The organism is Paraburkholderia sp. FW306-2-2C-D06C, assembly GCF_058781505.1.
In genome coordinates this window covers 108,364-124,013 of sequence record NZ_JBYSWU010000008.1, presented here as the reverse complement: position 1 = coordinate 124,013, position 15,650 = coordinate 108,364, and the positions used below count along the sequence as shown (strand labels likewise).

The window sequence follows — 15,650 nt, the reverse complement described above, 5'->3', positions numbered from 1 at the left end:
CTCTGGTCTTCGGCTTGATGGCGAACTGGAGTGCATTGGGAGGCGCAACCACACGAAAATGTACGCCGGCTTACGTCGGGAAGCAGACTAGAAACTATGCCTCGTCGGTACTAGGAAGCAACTTTCACATCGGTGATATTCGACGGAATCATCGTGATACAACGACTGCAGACATCGCAGCCGCGCTATATACGTTCGAACAGCCCGCTGCGGGAACCTTGACCGACGGGGTAGTTCTTGTTGTTTTGGCCGGATGCCGATTCACCAACGGTTTCGCATAGAGCGAATGCAGGGGCGTCCATTCCATCGCTTACCGCGCTTAAATGTCTTAAAACCGTTAGCGGGCAATTAAGTGTCAAACACGAGCGCTCCCTTGTCGGCCTTTGCCGACATTCATGTATCGGCGTTGGTCGGGCGGCTACAAGGTGCTTTCCGGACATTCGCATCCCACCAGCCGCGAATGTCCGGTTCCACTACAAGCGGATGCGTACTTTCGACCCGTTGCCGACGTTCGAAGTGGCGTCCCGCCAACGGCAGATCACAAAGACAACCGGACGTCCAGCCGCTCTGCTTCCCGAAATAACGCGACATTGGTTTGCATACCTTGCAGTCCTATGCGACGACCCAGTCGTGGCCAGCAATCGGACCCCCCGCTTGCTGCATGCGACCGCCCGAAACCAGACCGCCAAGATCCACTGGTGCGTAGCCAAAATCGTTGACGAGTCCGATCACCACCGCCTTTGCGTCCTTGTCGTCACCGGAGACGAAGATGACGCGCTTTCCGTCATGAAACTTCGGGCCCTTGTCGTAGTGCTCCATGCGGATAGCATTGAACGCCTTGACGACGCGAGCCTCTGGCGCGTGTGCCGCGACGATCTCGCTGGCGCCCGTGCCCCCCAAGTCCGCCAGAACGAGCTCAGGCTCGAGTTGCGTAAAAGGGTTGGTGGTATCCACCAAAATGCGACCCGCCCAATTGGGCAGCCCATCCAGGGCCGACGGGACTTGAAGCCATGGAACGGCGAGCATGACCAGCTCGAGCCGGGCCACCTCCTGGACCGTATCTGCCGACGCGTTCGGACCGAGTCCGGCCACGATATCGCCCAAAGCCTGCGGCCCACGACGAGCGCTCAAGACAACCTCATGTCCTGCTTGAATGGCACTCCTGGCGATGGACTGCGCTACAGCACCGGCTCCAATAAAACCAATCTTCATTTCGACACCTCAGCGGCAACGTAAGTCAACGAAGCCATGCTCGTCCAGGAGCACGGCACTTGGGAGAACAGCCAGGTCAGTTCGATGAGCGCAAGTCGAGCAGCACCTTGCCACCCTTGATTGCGTGAGCGACGGCCTTCTGGTAGTCCGCAAGCGGATAGACGGCGGCCACAGGCAGGTCAAGCTCGCCGCGAGCCATCAGTTCGGCGGACTCCTTGATTGCGTCCATGATGTACGGCAGGTATTCGGGAAGGTCGATGTATATGCCGCGCACGACGATGCCGCGCAGATGCAGGTCCACGACCTTGAGCGGCGTGACCAGCTCGCCGCTTGTGAACGCATAGCTCACCAGCGTACCGTTTTGCGACAGCACGTCGATCAGGCGCACCGCAGCCGAACCGCTCAGGCCGTCGATGGCCAGACGGACGTTGCCCGGACCGACCGCGGCCCTGGCTTTGTCGATGGCGCCTGGCTCATCGACGAGAACGACGTCCCCACCAGCTTCTTCCAGTTCCTTGACCAGTTCCGGACGACGTACGAAGTTGATGGTCCGCAGGCCACGCTTCTTCGCCAACGCGATCACCGTGCGGCCGATGCCGGAGTTGGCCGCGTTTTGCACGATCCAGTCGCCTTCCTTGAGGTCAACGAAGCGCCCGAGCAGAAGTACGGCCGTGGGAGGATTGATGCGCAGCATGGCCAGTTGACGTGGATCGACGTTGGCAGGCAGCGCAATCAGCCCCTTGGCCGGGATCACCAGGCGCTCGCGCCAGGTCAACGCATAAAGCGGGGGCAACACGCGGTCGCCGACCTTCACGTTGGAGACATTCGAGCCTACCTGCAGAACTCGCCCGACGCCTTCGTTGCCCACGATCGAGGGCAGTGGAGTCGAGTAGACGAAGCGATTGGTGATGACGGCCAGGTCATTGCCGTTGATGGGGGCATACTCCATCGCGATCAGGACTTCATCCGGGCCGGGGTTGGCCGGCTCCGGAAGGTCAACGAGTTTCAGAGTCTCGACGGGGTCGCCGAAAGCGGTGTTCTGGATAGCACGCATGGCTTACGTCCTTTCATAAGATGCTTAGCTGGAAAGCCGAGAGGCAATACTTCGGCACTCGGGGCTCATTTCGAAATCGTGCAAAAACCGGGGTGAACGCTACCAAGCCGCCCCTCACGACGAGGAGCGCCTCACATTGCGCAGGACGCGTAGCGCTAGAACGCGAGCAGCACCATGCCGGTCCTTCCCCTGCGGTACGTATGTTCGAGCGCTCCCAGGTAGTCGCTCGCCTGATATCGTTCCGCTACGGGGAAAAGGCTCGGGAAGTTGCGTGCGAGCTCGAGCGCCTTGGCCACGTCTGCATCGTGCACCGCCGCAGGTTCGAATTGCCAACTGAACAACGACACACCCTTGATGGTCAGCGCTCGAGGGGCGATGGAACGAATGTCCGTCGTAGCGCCGCCCAGGGAGCCGTAGCTAACGATCGTTCCACCGCGAGCGAGGAAGCTCGCTACGTCGGGCAATAGCGCGCCGCCGACGCCATCGAACGCCACGTAGACGGGCTTGTTCGCAAGCGCATCGCGAAGCTCGTCCTTCCAGCCCTGGTTCTCCGTGACGATGACAGAAAGGCTGGGGCGAGCAGCTTTAAGCGCTTGCGCGCTCGCCGCGGAGCCGACGAGCAGGATCGGATTGACGCCCACTTCGACGAGCAGATGAGTGAGCAGCTTTCCGACGGCGGAATTGGCAGCCGTCTGAATAACCGTGACATCTTCGCGCTTGTCTTCAGGCAACGCGTTGTGACCAGCCCGCATCGCAAGGCGTGCAGTCAACGTGTTGACCAACATCTGCGCTGCGACCTCATCGCTCACTTCGTCGGGCACGGCTATCAGCGACTGGACAGGCGCGGCGATCCTGGAGCTCCAGGCGCCGTTGACGGGAAAGAAGGCCACACGTGTGCCGACCTGAATCCGGTGTGAAGGGTCGATATCAGCGGCCAGCGCTTCCACCACCCCTACACCTTCGACGCCGGGCACTCGACCTCCCCTCGGGATGAGGGGAGCCGCCCCGAAGGCGGGGGAAGCGGAGACGCCCAGCAAGTCGCCCGGATGAATCGGTGCGGCGGACACACGCACAAGCCCCGCTCCGCTCACAAGAGAAGGGGCATCGGAAAATGCTTCCAGCGTGAGCACCTCGGCGGGCTCGCCATGGTTGGTGTGAACAATTCGCTGCATCACAGACTCCTTCCGCAATGATTTGATTATTGGAGCGATCGCTCCGTTATGGCAGAATAGGTTCATCTCTACAGCATGTCAATTATTTTTGGAGCCATGACTACAAAAACAGATACGCAACCCCGGCGCAGCCGCGGCAGGCCCTCAACCTTTGATCGTACGGAAGCTCTGAACCGAGCCATGAAGCTCTTCTGGGAGCAGGGATACGAAGGAGCCTCCTTCGACCGGTTGATCCAGGCCATGGGGATCAGCCCCTCGAGCTTCTATAACTCGTTCGGCAGCAAGGAGCAGCTCTACAAGGAAGCGACTGACGCATACCTGAGCATGTCCGAAGTCTGGTTCGCTGGCAGACTGTTCGGCACGGCCGACACGCGAGAAGCATTCAAGAAGCTTCTCGATGCTACCGTCGTGGAATTCACTCGAAACAGCCACCCATCGGGCTGCATGATCTCTCTGGCCGGCACTCACCTGCCCCCCGAACTCGCTTCTATTCGTGAGACGATGGCCGAGCACCGCGCAAACGCTGAAGAGATGATGGCGCAGCGGTTGCGCAAGGGGGTCGAAGACGGCGACTTACCGCCTGCCACCGACGTGCCCGCACTTGCTGCCTTCTACAGCGCCGTGACCCGCGGAATGGCCGTCCAGGCACGAGACGGAGGCGGCCCGCAAAAGCTGAAGGCGATCGCAGATGTCGCCATGCAAGCATGGCCAGCTCAAAGCGGTCGGGTAAGATCTGCAAGGCCCCGGGGGACTCGCGTTGTCTGACCGGCCGTGCTGCACGGAGTGGTCCAGCACCGGCGCCCGCAGGGCATCGATTTGGAGCGTCATGCTCTGCTTCCTTTCGTGGACTGACGCAGCATCGGCACGCCGTGGGTGAGTGCGTATCCTTCGGTGCTCAGAATCCAGTCGGAGGTAGGTCCGGGTTATGAAGCTCACGCTCGACCACAATGTCATCATCGACTTAGCAAGTGGCTCTATCAATATCGCCCGCCTTCGCGAGATCCTTGCAAAGAGCGAGCAACGTAACCTGTCAGAAGTCGCTGCCCGTAGTCAGTAAGACTGGAATGTTCGCCGATTCAGACGATGGCGACGCGAGTTCGAGTGACGACTGAAAGTCCGCTATCCGGGCGGAGCCGACGCTTGAGTGTCCGTCTGAGCGCGCAAACGAACGACTGGAGATGGCCGCAGGACTAAACCGCTCGCGCGGTAGGGGCTACGGTCTGACGCTGGAGGTCAGGGAGAGGCCGGTCACGCGGCTTTATGTTGGCGAATGAGGCAATCCGCCTCGTTCTTCAACAGGAGCCGAATCATGACCTCCTTACCGGCAAACGCCAGCCCATTGCGCCAGCGCATGATCGACGACATGCGCATGCGCCAGCTTGCCCCCAAGACGCAGGACATCTATCTGCACATCGTGCGTGAGTTCGCCCGGTTTCTCGGGCGCTCACCTGACATGGCCACCGTCGAGGACCTGCGCCGCTACCAGCTCTATCTGGTCGACCACGGCACATCGGCCGTGTCGCTGAACCACGCGATCACCGGCCTGAAGTTCTTCTTCACAGTCACGCTCGACCGGCCCGAGCTGATGGTCAGGATGCAACCGGTGCGCGTGCCCCGCATATTGCCCGTCGTGCTCAGTCCCGATGAAGTGCGGCGACTCATCGAGGCGGCCGGCAACCTGAAGCACCAGACCGCGCTGTCGGTCGCGTACGGCGCGGGGCTACGCGCCAGCGAAGTGGTAGCGCTGAAGGTCACCGACGTCGACAGCGAACGCATGACACTGCGCATCGAGCAGGGCAAGGGTCGCCGTGACCGCTACGCAATGCTCTCGCCGGTGCTGCTCGAGCGTCTGCGTGTGTGGTGGCGCGTGGCCCGTGCGCAGGGCAGGATGCCCGATGGTGGATGGCTGTTTCCCGGGCTCGATCCGCTCGATCAGTTAAGCACGCGACAGTTGAACCGTGCCATTCATGCCGCCGCCGAGGCTGCGAACATCGACAAGCGCGTGTCCATGCACACGCTGCGGCATAGCTTCGCGACACACCTCCTTGAACAGAAGGTGGACATCCGCGTGATCCAGGTGCTGCTCGGCCATGCGAAGCTCGAGAACACCGCGCTCTACGTCCAGGTGGCCACCAACCTGCTGCACGAGGTCACCAGTCCGCTGGACCGTCTGCCCTCCGAGTAGGCCCGCGCGCTGTAGCGCCTCATGCTGGAGGTTGCGGACATCTTCCGCAGCCACGGGCCAGCGTGGCGAACCACGACACACCTGAGCCTGGGGCAGCTGAAGGTCATGTCGGCCATCGAACGGTGCCGCACGGCGGCACTGGGCGGACATGTGCTGCGCTGTTCAGGCTGCACAAGGACAGAGGTGTCCTTCAACTCGTGCCGGGACCGGCATTGCCCGAAGTGCCAGGCCAGCGCCGCACACCGCTGGCTGGAGGCACGCCAGGCCGATCTGCTACCCGTCGAGTACTTCCACGTCGTCTTCACGCTTCCCGCGCCGATCAGCGCAATCGCCTGGTATAACAAACGGATCATCTACGGCCTGCTGCTCGACATCGCCGCTGACACGCTGCGCACGATCGCCGGGGATCCCAAGCATCTCGGCGCCCAGATCGGCGCCACGCTCGTACTGCACACCTGGGGCTCGGCGCTCACGCATCACCCGCATGTGCACGGCATCGTCCCCGGTGGCGGGCTGTCGCCTGACGGTGAGCGCTGGATCGCCTGCCGGCCCGGCTTCTTCCTGCCCGTGCGCGTCCTGTCACGCCTGTTCCGGCGCCGCTTCCTCGAGGCACTCCAGTCGGTTCACCACCGTGGCCACCTGCAGTTCTTCGGCGAGTACACCGGGCTCGCTGACCCCTCCACCTTTGCCCGGTGGCTTGCGCCGCTGCGCACCTGCGAATGGGTGGTCTACGCCAAGCGCCCGTTCGCCGGACCGAAGGCGGTGCTCGAGTACCTCTCACGCTACACGCACCGCGTCGCCATCTCCAACCAGCGCCTGGTCGCCTTCGATAAGCGTGGCGTGACGTTCCGCTGGAAGGACTACCGTGCGAAGGGACGCACCCGCTACAAGACCATGACCCTCGAAACCGGCGAATTCATGCGCCGCTTCCTGCTCCATGTGCTGCCCGGTGGCTTCCATCGCATCCGTCACTACGGGCTGCTCGCCAACCCGGTGCGCCGCACCAGTCTCGCGAAGGTGCGCGATCTGCTGCACGTCGCACCCGAGATCAGCCCCTCACCGGACGACGCCGTCATCGAAACCCGCCCCGTCTTCATCTGCCGGCACTGCGGTGCACCGATGATCGTCATCGACATCCTCGCGCGCAGCGCCCCGATCCGCGCACCGCCGATGCGCCGGAGTCAGACATGAGCGCAACAGTTGCTCGATCTGCCTGTCGAACGTCGGCTCTGCGGCAACGCGGCCCACGAGCGGACGTTTGCGCGTGTCGCTTCGCGCAGTCCCTCGCACGTCCGCTTCGCCACCACAATTGCGCCACTGCACCGCTTCATCACTGCGTCAGCGCGCATCAAGCATCCCGCCTGGCCGCGCCGCATCCGGCACCGCTGAGCATCCTGACCGATCAATCGCCATAGCCGCGAAGCTCCAACCGCATCGGGGCACTCCGCGGTTTCCTCCATCGAGGCTTATTCGACGCCTGCCAACACGCGCAGAGGCACCGTCACATTCCTGTGGCCGATGGCAGGCATCGAATAACCCTTAACGAACCTTGCCGATCGTCGTGCGATCGACCTGTGCCTTGCCACGAGCGGCAGCACGCGACACCCTTTACAGACAGACAGTTCGCGATTCCGTGGTGACTGTTCACCAGCGGATACTCTTGAAAAAGTCGCTGCGCGTAACCTGGCGAGAAAGACGGTCAGCGACTTTTTCAACAGCATGCAGCGGTGAGCGGACATTCACCATGCTCAGTGGGTATCGCACGAAAGTGCGATCACTTCGCGGCGTCGAACAAGGCGACGAGATGCGCCTGCATCGCTTCCCGGCATCCCAGGAAATCGTCCATGATCTCCACGACGCTGGAGAACCGCACGTAGGTGCGCGGATCACCGAACTGTTTGATATTCCCTTTGACCAGCAGCAGGTTCCAAGAGGGTTCGGTGGTGTCGAGGGCCAGATAGAACGCGCCGACGTGCGCGATGAAGTTGCGGGCGCTGGCCAGCCGGTTAAACCACTTATAGGGTCGACGCCACGCTCGTTCATCCACGAATTGATCATCTCGATGCGCTGCTTGTCCGTGATGTGTTGGCCAACATGGTCGTGTAGCGTTTCCATGTAAACCTTCATCCGGTCGATACAGGCGTCGACCTCCGAGATTATGGAGTGGAGGTCGGCAACCATCAGGTATTTCATGTGATCGTCGACGCGCAGCGCGATGCCTTCGTGGTCCGTTGTGTACTGGTGCTCCTTAGTTACGTGGGTGTCGACCTCTTTCACCAGCGCGGACAAGTCCCGCCGCAGACGACGCACCATATGGCTAACCAGATTCAACCGGGTGGTGATGTGTAATCCCGCCTCGTTGACTGCGTCCGGCCGCACCGCCACACGGTTCTCGGTAACGGCTTTGTTCCACGCCGCATAGATTGGTAGCACCCATGGATCGCTGCCGAGCTCGCTGAGATGAAGCCACTGTGTGATCGCCATGGTTCTGCTTCCCCTTTCGTGGGCACCCACCTTCAAAACAGGCTGTGCATCGACCGGCGCGCTGCGGTCCAATCAAAGTAATATGTCCCCTAAATCGTCCCAAGGGGGTCAGAATGGTCGCACTGTTAACAGCACTATTCACAGCATGCATCGCGGCGGTCGGCGCGTGGATCGCCTACAACCAGTATGAAATCTCCCAAGCCAATTTGAGGTTGGCCCTCTTCGAAAAGAGATACGCCGTTTACCGAGCAGCGCAGGAGTACGTTCTGCACATAACTCAGAACGCCCGCGTCGACCTTAACTCGTCGAATGCCTTTTGGCGCGAAACTTCAGACGCACCTTTTTTGTTTGGCGATGAAATCGTCCAGTACCGCGACCGAATGTATAAGAACGGGACCGAGCTCTATACCATCGATACGATTCCTGATGATGGGCGCCAAGCCGCCGCAGAGCGCCATCAAGAGCTTGTGAACTGGTTCGTTGCCCAGTACGAAGAGATGCGGGTGCTATTCCGGCCATATCTGACCTTCCACAACTGGCGCGCGCAAGCATCGATCATCGCGCGACTTGTATCGGCTTTCAGGTCGCTCGGCTGAGTTTGGCTCCCGGTGGTCGCAACCGCCATCAATGGCTTGGCCAGTGCCGAACGACCAGCCACACGATCCACAGGAAGAGCAGCCCGAACATGAGCCAGACGGTGCGCCGGCTGACGTCGCGCGAGCCGCGCCGGGCGCCGCTGATCTTCTGCCGATAGCTCAGGCCGCTGCCTGGCAGGCCAACGTCGGCATATGTGCCGCGCTTGCCGACGTTGATGGTTGCACCCCTGCGCCCGAATGACCAACTCGTGCCGCTCTTGCTGACGTTGAGGCGCACGCCGGGTGCAATCTTGAGGGAGCGGCCGAAGCGGAAGCCCATGGCAGTCACCAACTTATTCCCGATATGGGGCCATCATTCGGCATCCATCCCTTCGGCTACTTGCCCTTCAGGAGCGCCGCAAACGCGATGATCACCGCAATCATGGACACAAACAGCGCCCATCTTGATAAATAGAGTGACTTTCGATTAATTGCAACCTGCTCTGCTGCTGCGGAGGCTCCCGCCTCGGCAGCGGTCGTTCGTCTCTCGGAAACAGCTGCGGCAGTTTCAGCCTGTTTGCGCTCGCGATATGCAATCGCGTTCGTCAATCTACGACCTCCAAAACGGCGATAAGTGATATTTGATTCAAAAGCCTCCTCGCCATTTTCCGCAATCCACGCTTCGATCTCATCGTCTGTCTCGAAGTTAGCCATCTTCGCTCGCCTTCATTGAATTTTTAGCGAATGGTACCGTGCCGGCGCCAATTCTACGAACGGGTAACGGCGTGGGTAGGGGCGGGGCGCCCGGTGAGCCTCTACAGGAGCGCAATTCGGCGGAACACCGATCCGCCGATGCGATTCGGGATCCGCTTGTGTGGCCGCATTGCGACACGAAGCGGTCATAGACGGCGCGCTGGCGAATGACGGTTGATGGCCGGCTACTGCCGTATACGCGATCCGTATCGTCGGCGGGTGTTTGTATCGTAACCAGCAGAATCAAGCGCGCATCTTTGGCCGATGGAACGGTTCTCCATGCAGCTCCGGGCTACCCGCTTTTTGTCATCGTCGCTACGGAGTCAACCTCGACTCTCAACAAGTCGCGGCTTCACGACGACTTGCGCTACGTGAACGCGAGCACGAAATCGAACCGGGCTGCCTTTTGCTCGCCGTCGTCGTGAATCGTCATCAGCAGCCGGCCATCGAACAGGGAATCGCGAGCATTGCGTCGCTCGCCAGGAAAGTACAGTTGGGTGGTGAGGATCGGCCCGTTGGGCGGCTGCACCGTCACATGGAAGTGTCGTGTGCGTCCCGGATATAGCCCCGGCACGATGGTCTCAAGGCGGTAGCGTCCCTCGCTGTCGGCGAATTGATGGCCACGCAGCCGGAACCCCTCGACGTCGTACTCCCCGGCGTCATTGGCGTGCCAGAAATCGAGCAAAGCCCCGGACACCGCCCTGCATCGCGTCGACCACACCCGTCCGGTCAGGACGATCTTCGTTCCATTGATGCCCGGTTCGAGCAGCGATACCCGTTGCGGCGAGTGCGGCTGGAAGAACGGACCTGCCGTCTGCTGCCGGGTCGGCTCTTGTTCGTCGGTGCAGGCGGGTGTAGCTGAAACTTCGTCGGCCCGGCCATAGTTTGCTTTTCCGAGGGCCAACAGCAGCAACGTGGACGGCACCGCACCCGACCTGCGAAGAAAATCGCGCCGCCCCTGGCTCACACTTCGTGTCCGCATCGTGGTCGCTCCTTGCTTCCCGCTCGATCGGCACGCTGCGCTGTGCACGCTGCCGAGCCGACGAGCGTCCGTGCTGGCGCCGTTGCGGCTAACCGGAGCCAGCATCCTATGCCAACCATGGTAAGCCGAAACTTCAGGTCGGGTGAGCCGTAAGAGACGTAACTGGCGAATGACTGGTCGTCGGCGGCCTTCGCATGCCGTTCATGCCATCGCCGTCACGGCCGCTCCACAATGGCCGCTTCCGAGCAATTCGACTAGGCACTATCGACCCGTTGCCGTCATTGGCGCCGCCGCCACCTCAGCGGCAGCTTCCGGAATACTAGCGGTCGTTAACGCCAATATCCGGCTCAAGACGTTGGCGTTGACGCCGACGAAGCGCAGCCAGCTCACGTCGACGATCGTTTCAAACGAAGCGTCTTGAACGTCTGATGCCGCCAAGGGATTCAGGTACGCGTAATCGATGCGCCGCCATCGACTAGCGAAGCGGTACCGGTCACGAAGGACGAATCATCGGACGCGAGATATAGCACCGAGCGGGCGAGTTCTTCCGGCCGTGCGACCCGCTTGAGCGCATGCAACCCAGTCACGAAGGCCTGCGACTCGGCCGTGTCATTCATGTCCCGGTACATTGGCGTGTCCACCGCGCCGGGCAGAATGGCGTTGACGCGCACCCCTTGCGGTCCGTATTCGGCAGCAAGCGCCTGCGTCAGTCCAATCAACCCGGCCTTGCTCGCAGCGTATGCCGCGGTGCCCGGGAAAGCGAATGAATAACCGACGAACGTCGACGTGAAGATGATTGATCCACCGCATTGCTTCAGCATTTCGGGGATTTGATGCTTCGCACCCAAAAAGGCGCTCGTCAGATTGGTCGCCAATGCGGCCGACCAGCCAGCCTCCGACACGCCCGTGGTCGGGCCCATTTCGCCCAGGGTGCCGGCGTTGTTATAGGCGATGTCAAGACGGCCGAAGCGGCTGACTGCGAGCGCGACCAGCGCTTTCGCGAAGTCCTCTGACTGCACGTCGCCCGCCAGAAACGCGGCCTCACCGCCTGCGCTCACGATCTCGGCAGCGAGCGTTTCAAGTTCAGCTTCGCGGCGCGCCGCGATCACCACTTTTGCGCCTTCCGCGGCGAATAGTTTTGCGGTGGCACGGCCAATTCCCGCACTGGCGCCGGTCACGATGGCGACTTTTCCTGTCAAGCGTTGCATGTTCAATCTCCTGCTGCAGTTTGTTGGCCAGTGCCCAATGCCTTGGTCCATGTGAAGCAATATAGGCTTCAGCGACTAGTGCAGGAAGGCGCAAAACATGGGTATATCATTCAGCATTTATGAATGATCGAGGGAATGCATGGATCGGCTGCGCGCTTTTGAAGTCTTCGTGACCGTGGTGAGCCGGGGCAGCTTCACGCGTGCAGCCGATGCGCTCGAGACGTCGCCCGCTAACGTGACTCGTTACGTGAATGAGCTGGAAGCGCATCTCGGCACGCGCCTGCTGAATCGGACCTCACGCAGGCTTTCGCTCACCGAGGGCGGCGAGACCCTTTACACACGCTGCAAATCCATCCTTGACGACGTCGCCGAGACTGAGGGGCTCGTGTCATCCGCGTCGGTCGAACCGCGCGGTCGACTGCGCATCAATGCGCCTGTAAGCTTTGGCATTCTGCATCTGGCGCCGCTGTGGCCCGAGTTCATGCGGAAGTACCCGGAGGTGGAACTCGACGTTGCGCTGAGTGACCGGGTCGTCGATATGGTCGAGGAAGGTTACGACCTCGCCATTCGTATCTCACGCGCCGGTTCGACGAGCCACGCAGCCCGCAAGCTGGCTACGTCGCGAAACATCCTGTGTGCGTCGCCAGCCTATCTGGCGCGCTATGGATACCCCGCAGCGCCAGCCGATCTGTTTGAGCATCGATGCATCGGCTACTCGTATGCGGCCACCGGCGACGAGTGGCAACTGATCGACAGTGAGAGTAAGGCTCACACCGCGAAGGTCAACTGTCACATGCATACCAACAATGGCGACACGGCGCGCGCAGCGGCGCTCGCGGGCCAAGGCGTGATCTGGCAACCCACGTTTCTGGTTGGTAACGATCTACGCGCCGGCACGCTCGTTCAGGTACTGTCTGAGTATCGCTTGCCTGACATCGACGTACTCGCTCTGTACCCGAGTCGTCGACACCTGAGTGCCAAGATGCGCGCGGTGATCGATTTCCTGGTCGATGCGTTCGGTGGACTGCCTCCGTGGGACCGGGATGACGGAGGTTGAGCGGGTGTCACGCCGGCTACGAGCTGAAGGCGCTTTCAAAACTGCGTCCAGCGCGTTCCAACCGTGCGGTTCGGGCCGCGGGTGATCCATCCGCGTTTTCGGAAGCGGACGTGTAGATTGCCGTGCCGGTCCGCCTCCGCTCGCGACCCGCGACCGTCTGGAAAGGCTGAAAGATGATGGGACGACCTTGTTCGATATGTGACGGTCAGCTATCTGGGCAGGAGCCGACGTTCGAGTGGCTCGTACAAGGATTGGACGAACGGCCGCAGGTGGCCGCACTGAGTCCGATGGTGACCGGCTCAGGTCGACCCGTTGCCGCCGTTCGGTACGTGGCAGTCGCAACGACTGCTTCAAAACCTACTGCGGCCATAGAAGCGGGCGAATCTCAAGACGAGTTATTGGCCGTTCGCGGTCACTTGCGCGACCGGTGGGCGCAATATGATTGGCGCGCCCCAAGGAAGTCCGGTGGAAAGAACAGCTTATGCTTGAGCGGCTTATTGGCATATTCGACCAGGCTTCGCAGCACTGTCCGGGCAGGGCGTGCCGACTGTCGAGCGGCGGATGTCCGCGCTGGTCGTCCTGGTGGTTTGCAGTTGCGAGCTTTGGGTCATGCGATGACGCGCCGGCGACCGAAACCTTCGACAGCCCAATGCGCAGCGCCATCATTTCAAATGGTTGTTGCGCCAGTCGCGCGGTGTCACGCCGAAGCGCGAGTTGAACCAGTTCGTAAAGGAGCCCTGCTGTGAATATCCCAGAAGTGCCGAAACGCGCCCAATCGGATAGCGTGGGTTGCTCATGTAGCGCACGGCAAGTTCGCACCTGACCTCCTCGACCAGACGCGAGAAGCTGGTATGCGCCAGTTCAAGCTGGCGCTGCATGGTGCGAACGCTCAGACGTAAATGGCGGGCTATCAGTTCGACGGAGGCCTGCTCGAGGGGCAGCAGCAGGTAGATTGCCTTGCGCACTTCCAGCGCTGTCGAATCGGCACCTGTCACATTGAGTGGATCAGCGAGGCTCTCTGCATATCGCACCAGTTCCGGGTCGGCGGCGGGATTCGGGTAGTCAAGATCGGCGGCCGCACACACGAAGCCATTGAAATCGCTGCCGAACTCCAACGGACAGCCGAAGAAGCGTCGATGAAACGTCAGCTCTTCCGGTCCCTGATGAACGAAATGGACCGAGCGCGGTTTCCAGTGATCGCCGAGCAGGGCGCTGGAGTGGCGCCAGAGAACACCGACCGCGAGTTCGATCGCCTGATTCGTCGGGGTGCCCGGTTCGACGACCAGTTCCTCCCGGATGGTGACCGTTTCGCCCGCGTCCTCGACGTACACAGCGAGGGCTTCGTTCAGCAGATGCCGGTATTCGGCTGCGGCCAGCAACACCTCGCGCAGCGTGCGCTTGTGCGCGAGCAGGACATTGACCACACCCGTACCGAACTTCTGCCGGGTCTCGGCCATCTGCAGAGCAAAAGTCGGACACGACGCCTTCCCGGCGGTAAGTTCCAGCAACCGGCAGGCGGCGGCCGCGGGAACGCGATCGTCCGGATTCGCAAGCGCTGCGGTATCGATCCCGACTTGCTGCGCAAGCTCGACGGGGTTCAGTCCGACCCGCCGCGTCACATCGAAATAGCCGCTCATGGCTACCGAGCGCAGCATCGTTTCCATCGCTGTGTCTCCGCACACATCTCGCAGGCGGCGTCCCTGCGTCTGGTATTGAAATGCCTACCGCACGCACTGGTGTTAACACGTACTGGCATGAAATGCTAAAAGAATGGCGCCAAATCATAGAAGTGTAACGCAGGATTGCCGTATCGTGGGATCTCAACGGTTCATCATGTTCCGACCAGTCTTCATGCGGCCAGCCATGTCGCGAGCGTCGGAATACCGTACTCATATTGGAGAACACGATGCAATTCCTCGACGATTCGCTGCACCCTGAGAACCAGGACAAGGTTGTCATCACGACCGCTCCGTACGGACCGGAATGGATGCCCGAGGACTTTCCGGAAGACATTCCGCTGACGATGGAGGAGCAGATCCAGAAGGCCGTCGACTGCTACGAGGCCGGCGCGACCGTCCTCCACCTGCACGTGCGCGAACTGGATGGCAAGGGCTCCAAGCGCCTGTCGAAATTCAACGAACTGATCGCGGGTGTGCGCGCGGCCGTGCCGGACATGATCATCCAGGTGGGCGGCTCGATCTCGTTTGCACCGGAGGACGACGGCCAGGCCGCAAAGTGGCTGTCCGACGACACGCGTCACATGCTGGCCGATCTCGACCCGAAGCCCGATCAGGTGACGGTCGCGATCAACACCACGCAGATGAACATCATGGAGTTGCTCTATCCGGAGTACCTGGAAGGCACGTCGCTGTCCAATCCTGCGCTTATGGCCGCCTACAGCGAAATGACGGTGCCCGCGGGTCCGGCCTGGGTTGAGGAGCATCTGCGCCGCCTGCAGGCCGCGGGCATCCAGCCGCACTTCCAGCTTACTGGTATCCATGCGCTCGAAACGCTCGACCGCCTGGTGCGCAAGGGCGTCTACAAGGGGCCGCTGAACCTGACGTGGATCGGCATCGGCGGTGGCTTTGACGGTCCGAACCCGTTCAACTTCTTCAACTTCGTCCATCGTGCGCCGGATGGCGGCACGGTCACGGCCGAGTCGCTGCTGAAGAACGTCCTGCCGTTCAACATGATGGCGATGGCCATGGGCCTGCACCCGCGCTGCGGCATCGAGGACACGATCATCGACCAGCACGGCAATCGCATGAGTTCGGTGCAGCAGATCGAGCAGTGTGTGCGCGTGGCGCGCGAACTGGGCCGTGAGATCGCGAGCGGCAAGGAAGCGCGCGAGATCTACAAGATCGGTGTGCAGTACAAGACGGTCGACGAGACACTTGCGGCCAATGGCATGGCGCCGAACCGCAAGGCGGGCGTGAAGAACCTGCCGCTGCGCGCGGCGTAAGGGATT

17 protein-coding genes are annotated in these 15,650 nt (G+C 61.3%); 8 read left to right on the top strand and 9 right to left on the bottom strand.

The genetic code is table 11. From position 1 onward, the window contains the following. Positions 1 to 612: 612 nt before the first annotated feature. From AC3WLT_RS08600 to AC3WLT_RS08590, 3 genes are all read right to left on the bottom strand, one after another. The gene (locus AC3WLT_RS08600) at positions 613 to 1,212 is read right to left on the bottom strand and encodes an NADPH-dependent F420 reductase (RefSeq protein ID WP_266238688.1); all 600 of its coding nucleotides are present in this window, start codon (positions 1,210 to 1,212) and stop codon (positions 613 to 615) included. Positions 1,213 to 1,288: 76 nt separating this feature from the next. Further along, positions 1,289 to 2,266: a zinc-dependent alcohol dehydrogenase family protein gene (locus tag AC3WLT_RS08595; RefSeq protein WP_492591460.1), complete on the bottom strand. Its 978-nt coding sequence runs from the start codon at positions 2,264 to 2,266 to the stop codon at positions 1,289 to 1,291. A gap of 155 nt (positions 2,267 to 2,421) precedes the next feature. Beyond that, the gene (locus AC3WLT_RS08590; protein ID WP_492591459.1) at positions 2,422 to 3,438 is read right to left on the bottom strand and encodes a zinc-binding dehydrogenase; all 1,017 of its coding nucleotides are present in this window, start codon (positions 3,436 to 3,438) and stop codon (positions 2,422 to 2,424) included. Between the two features lie 180 nt (positions 3,439 to 3,618). On the opposite strand from AC3WLT_RS08590, the gene AC3WLT_RS08585 reads away from it, so the two are divergent. The 4 genes from AC3WLT_RS08585 to AC3WLT_RS08570 all read left to right on the top strand — a co-directional run bounded on the left by AC3WLT_RS08585 (position 3,619) and on the right by AC3WLT_RS08570 (position 6,814). Beyond that, a complete protein-coding gene (locus AC3WLT_RS08585) occupies positions 3,619 to 4,203 on the top strand; it encodes a TetR/AcrR family transcriptional regulator (protein ID WP_492591458.1) in 585 nt (194 codons plus the stop codon). A gap of 160 nt (positions 4,204 to 4,363) precedes the next feature. Further along, entirely contained in the window at positions 4,364 to 4,495 is a 132-nt protein-coding gene (locus tag AC3WLT_RS08580; RefSeq protein ID WP_454743288.1) for a hypothetical protein, read from the top strand. A 252-nt stretch (positions 4,496 to 4,747) separates the two neighbouring features. Continuing rightward, positions 4,748 to 5,623, top strand: a complete 876-nt coding sequence (locus AC3WLT_RS08575; protein ID WP_492591457.1) for a site-specific integrase — start codon at positions 4,748 to 4,750, stop codon at positions 5,621 to 5,623. A gap of 21 nt (positions 5,624 to 5,644) precedes the next feature. Continuing rightward, positions 5,645 to 6,814: an IS91 family transposase gene (locus AC3WLT_RS08570; RefSeq protein WP_492591456.1), complete on the top strand. Its 1,170-nt coding sequence runs from the start codon at positions 5,645 to 5,647 to the stop codon at positions 6,812 to 6,814. Positions 6,815 to 7,397: 583 nt separating this feature from the next. On the opposite strand, the gene AC3WLT_RS08565 is transcribed toward AC3WLT_RS08570, so the two are convergent. Beyond that, positions 7,398 to 7,670 carry a hypothetical protein gene (locus AC3WLT_RS08565; protein WP_492591455.1) on the bottom strand — a complete coding sequence of 91 codons (273 nt, stop codon included), beginning with the start codon at positions 7,668 to 7,670 and terminating at the stop codon, positions 7,398 to 7,400. A gap of 116 nt (positions 7,671 to 7,786) precedes the next feature. On the opposite strand from AC3WLT_RS08565, the gene AC3WLT_RS08560 reads away from it, so the two are divergent. Both AC3WLT_RS08560 and AC3WLT_RS08555 read left to right on the top strand, forming a co-directional pair. Beyond that, positions 7,787 to 7,972 (top strand): hypothetical protein, encoded by a 186-nt coding sequence (locus tag AC3WLT_RS08560; RefSeq protein ID WP_492591454.1) that lies wholly within the window; start codon positions 7,787 to 7,789, stop codon positions 7,970 to 7,972. 248 nt (positions 7,973 to 8,220) lie between these two features. Then, positions 8,221 to 8,703 carry a hypothetical protein gene (locus AC3WLT_RS08555; RefSeq protein ID WP_492591453.1) on the top strand — a complete coding sequence of 161 codons (483 nt, stop codon included), beginning with the start codon at positions 8,221 to 8,223 and terminating at the stop codon, positions 8,701 to 8,703. A gap of 28 nt (positions 8,704 to 8,731) precedes the next feature. Here the strand turns inward: AC3WLT_RS08555 and AC3WLT_RS08550 are convergent, their stop codons facing one another. From AC3WLT_RS08550 to AC3WLT_RS08535, 4 genes are all read right to left on the bottom strand, one after another. Next, positions 8,732 to 9,022, bottom strand: a complete 291-nt coding sequence (locus tag AC3WLT_RS08550) for a DUF4236 domain-containing protein (RefSeq protein WP_492591452.1) — start codon at positions 9,020 to 9,022, stop codon at positions 8,732 to 8,734. Positions 9,023 to 9,078: 56 nt separating this feature from the next. Then, positions 9,079 to 9,396: a hypothetical protein gene (locus AC3WLT_RS08545; RefSeq protein WP_492591451.1), complete on the bottom strand. Its 318-nt coding sequence runs from the start codon at positions 9,394 to 9,396 to the stop codon at positions 9,079 to 9,081. 406 nt (positions 9,397 to 9,802) lie between these two features. Further along, positions 9,803 to 10,402 (bottom strand): dioxygenase family protein, encoded by a 600-nt coding sequence (locus AC3WLT_RS08540; protein WP_492591450.1) that lies wholly within the window; start codon positions 10,400 to 10,402, stop codon positions 9,803 to 9,805. A 458-nt stretch (positions 10,403 to 10,860) separates the two neighbouring features. Next, complete coding sequence (locus tag AC3WLT_RS08535) at positions 10,861 to 11,625, bottom strand: SDR family oxidoreductase (RefSeq protein WP_492591449.1); 765 nt, start codon at positions 11,623 to 11,625, stop codon at positions 10,861 to 10,863. Positions 11,626 to 11,764: 139 nt separating this feature from the next. On the opposite strand from AC3WLT_RS08535, the gene AC3WLT_RS08530 reads away from it, so the two are divergent. Continuing rightward, the gene (locus AC3WLT_RS08530; RefSeq protein ID WP_492591448.1) at positions 11,765 to 12,682 is read left to right on the top strand and encodes a LysR family transcriptional regulator; all 918 of its coding nucleotides are present in this window, start codon (positions 11,765 to 11,767) and stop codon (positions 12,680 to 12,682) included. A gap of 662 nt (positions 12,683 to 13,344) precedes the next feature. Here the strand turns inward: AC3WLT_RS08530 and AC3WLT_RS08525 are convergent. Continuing rightward, positions 13,345 to 14,346: an AraC family transcriptional regulator gene (locus AC3WLT_RS08525; protein ID WP_492591447.1), complete on the bottom strand. Its 1,002-nt coding sequence runs from the start codon at positions 14,344 to 14,346 to the stop codon at positions 13,345 to 13,347. Between the two features lie 242 nt (positions 14,347 to 14,588). On the opposite strand from AC3WLT_RS08525, the gene AC3WLT_RS08520 reads away from it, so the two are divergent. Beyond that, a complete protein-coding gene (locus AC3WLT_RS08520; protein WP_492591446.1) occupies positions 14,589 to 15,644 on the top strand; it encodes a beta-keto acid cleavage family enzyme in 1,056 nt (351 codons plus the stop codon). Positions 15,645 to 15,650 lie beyond the last annotated feature (6 nt).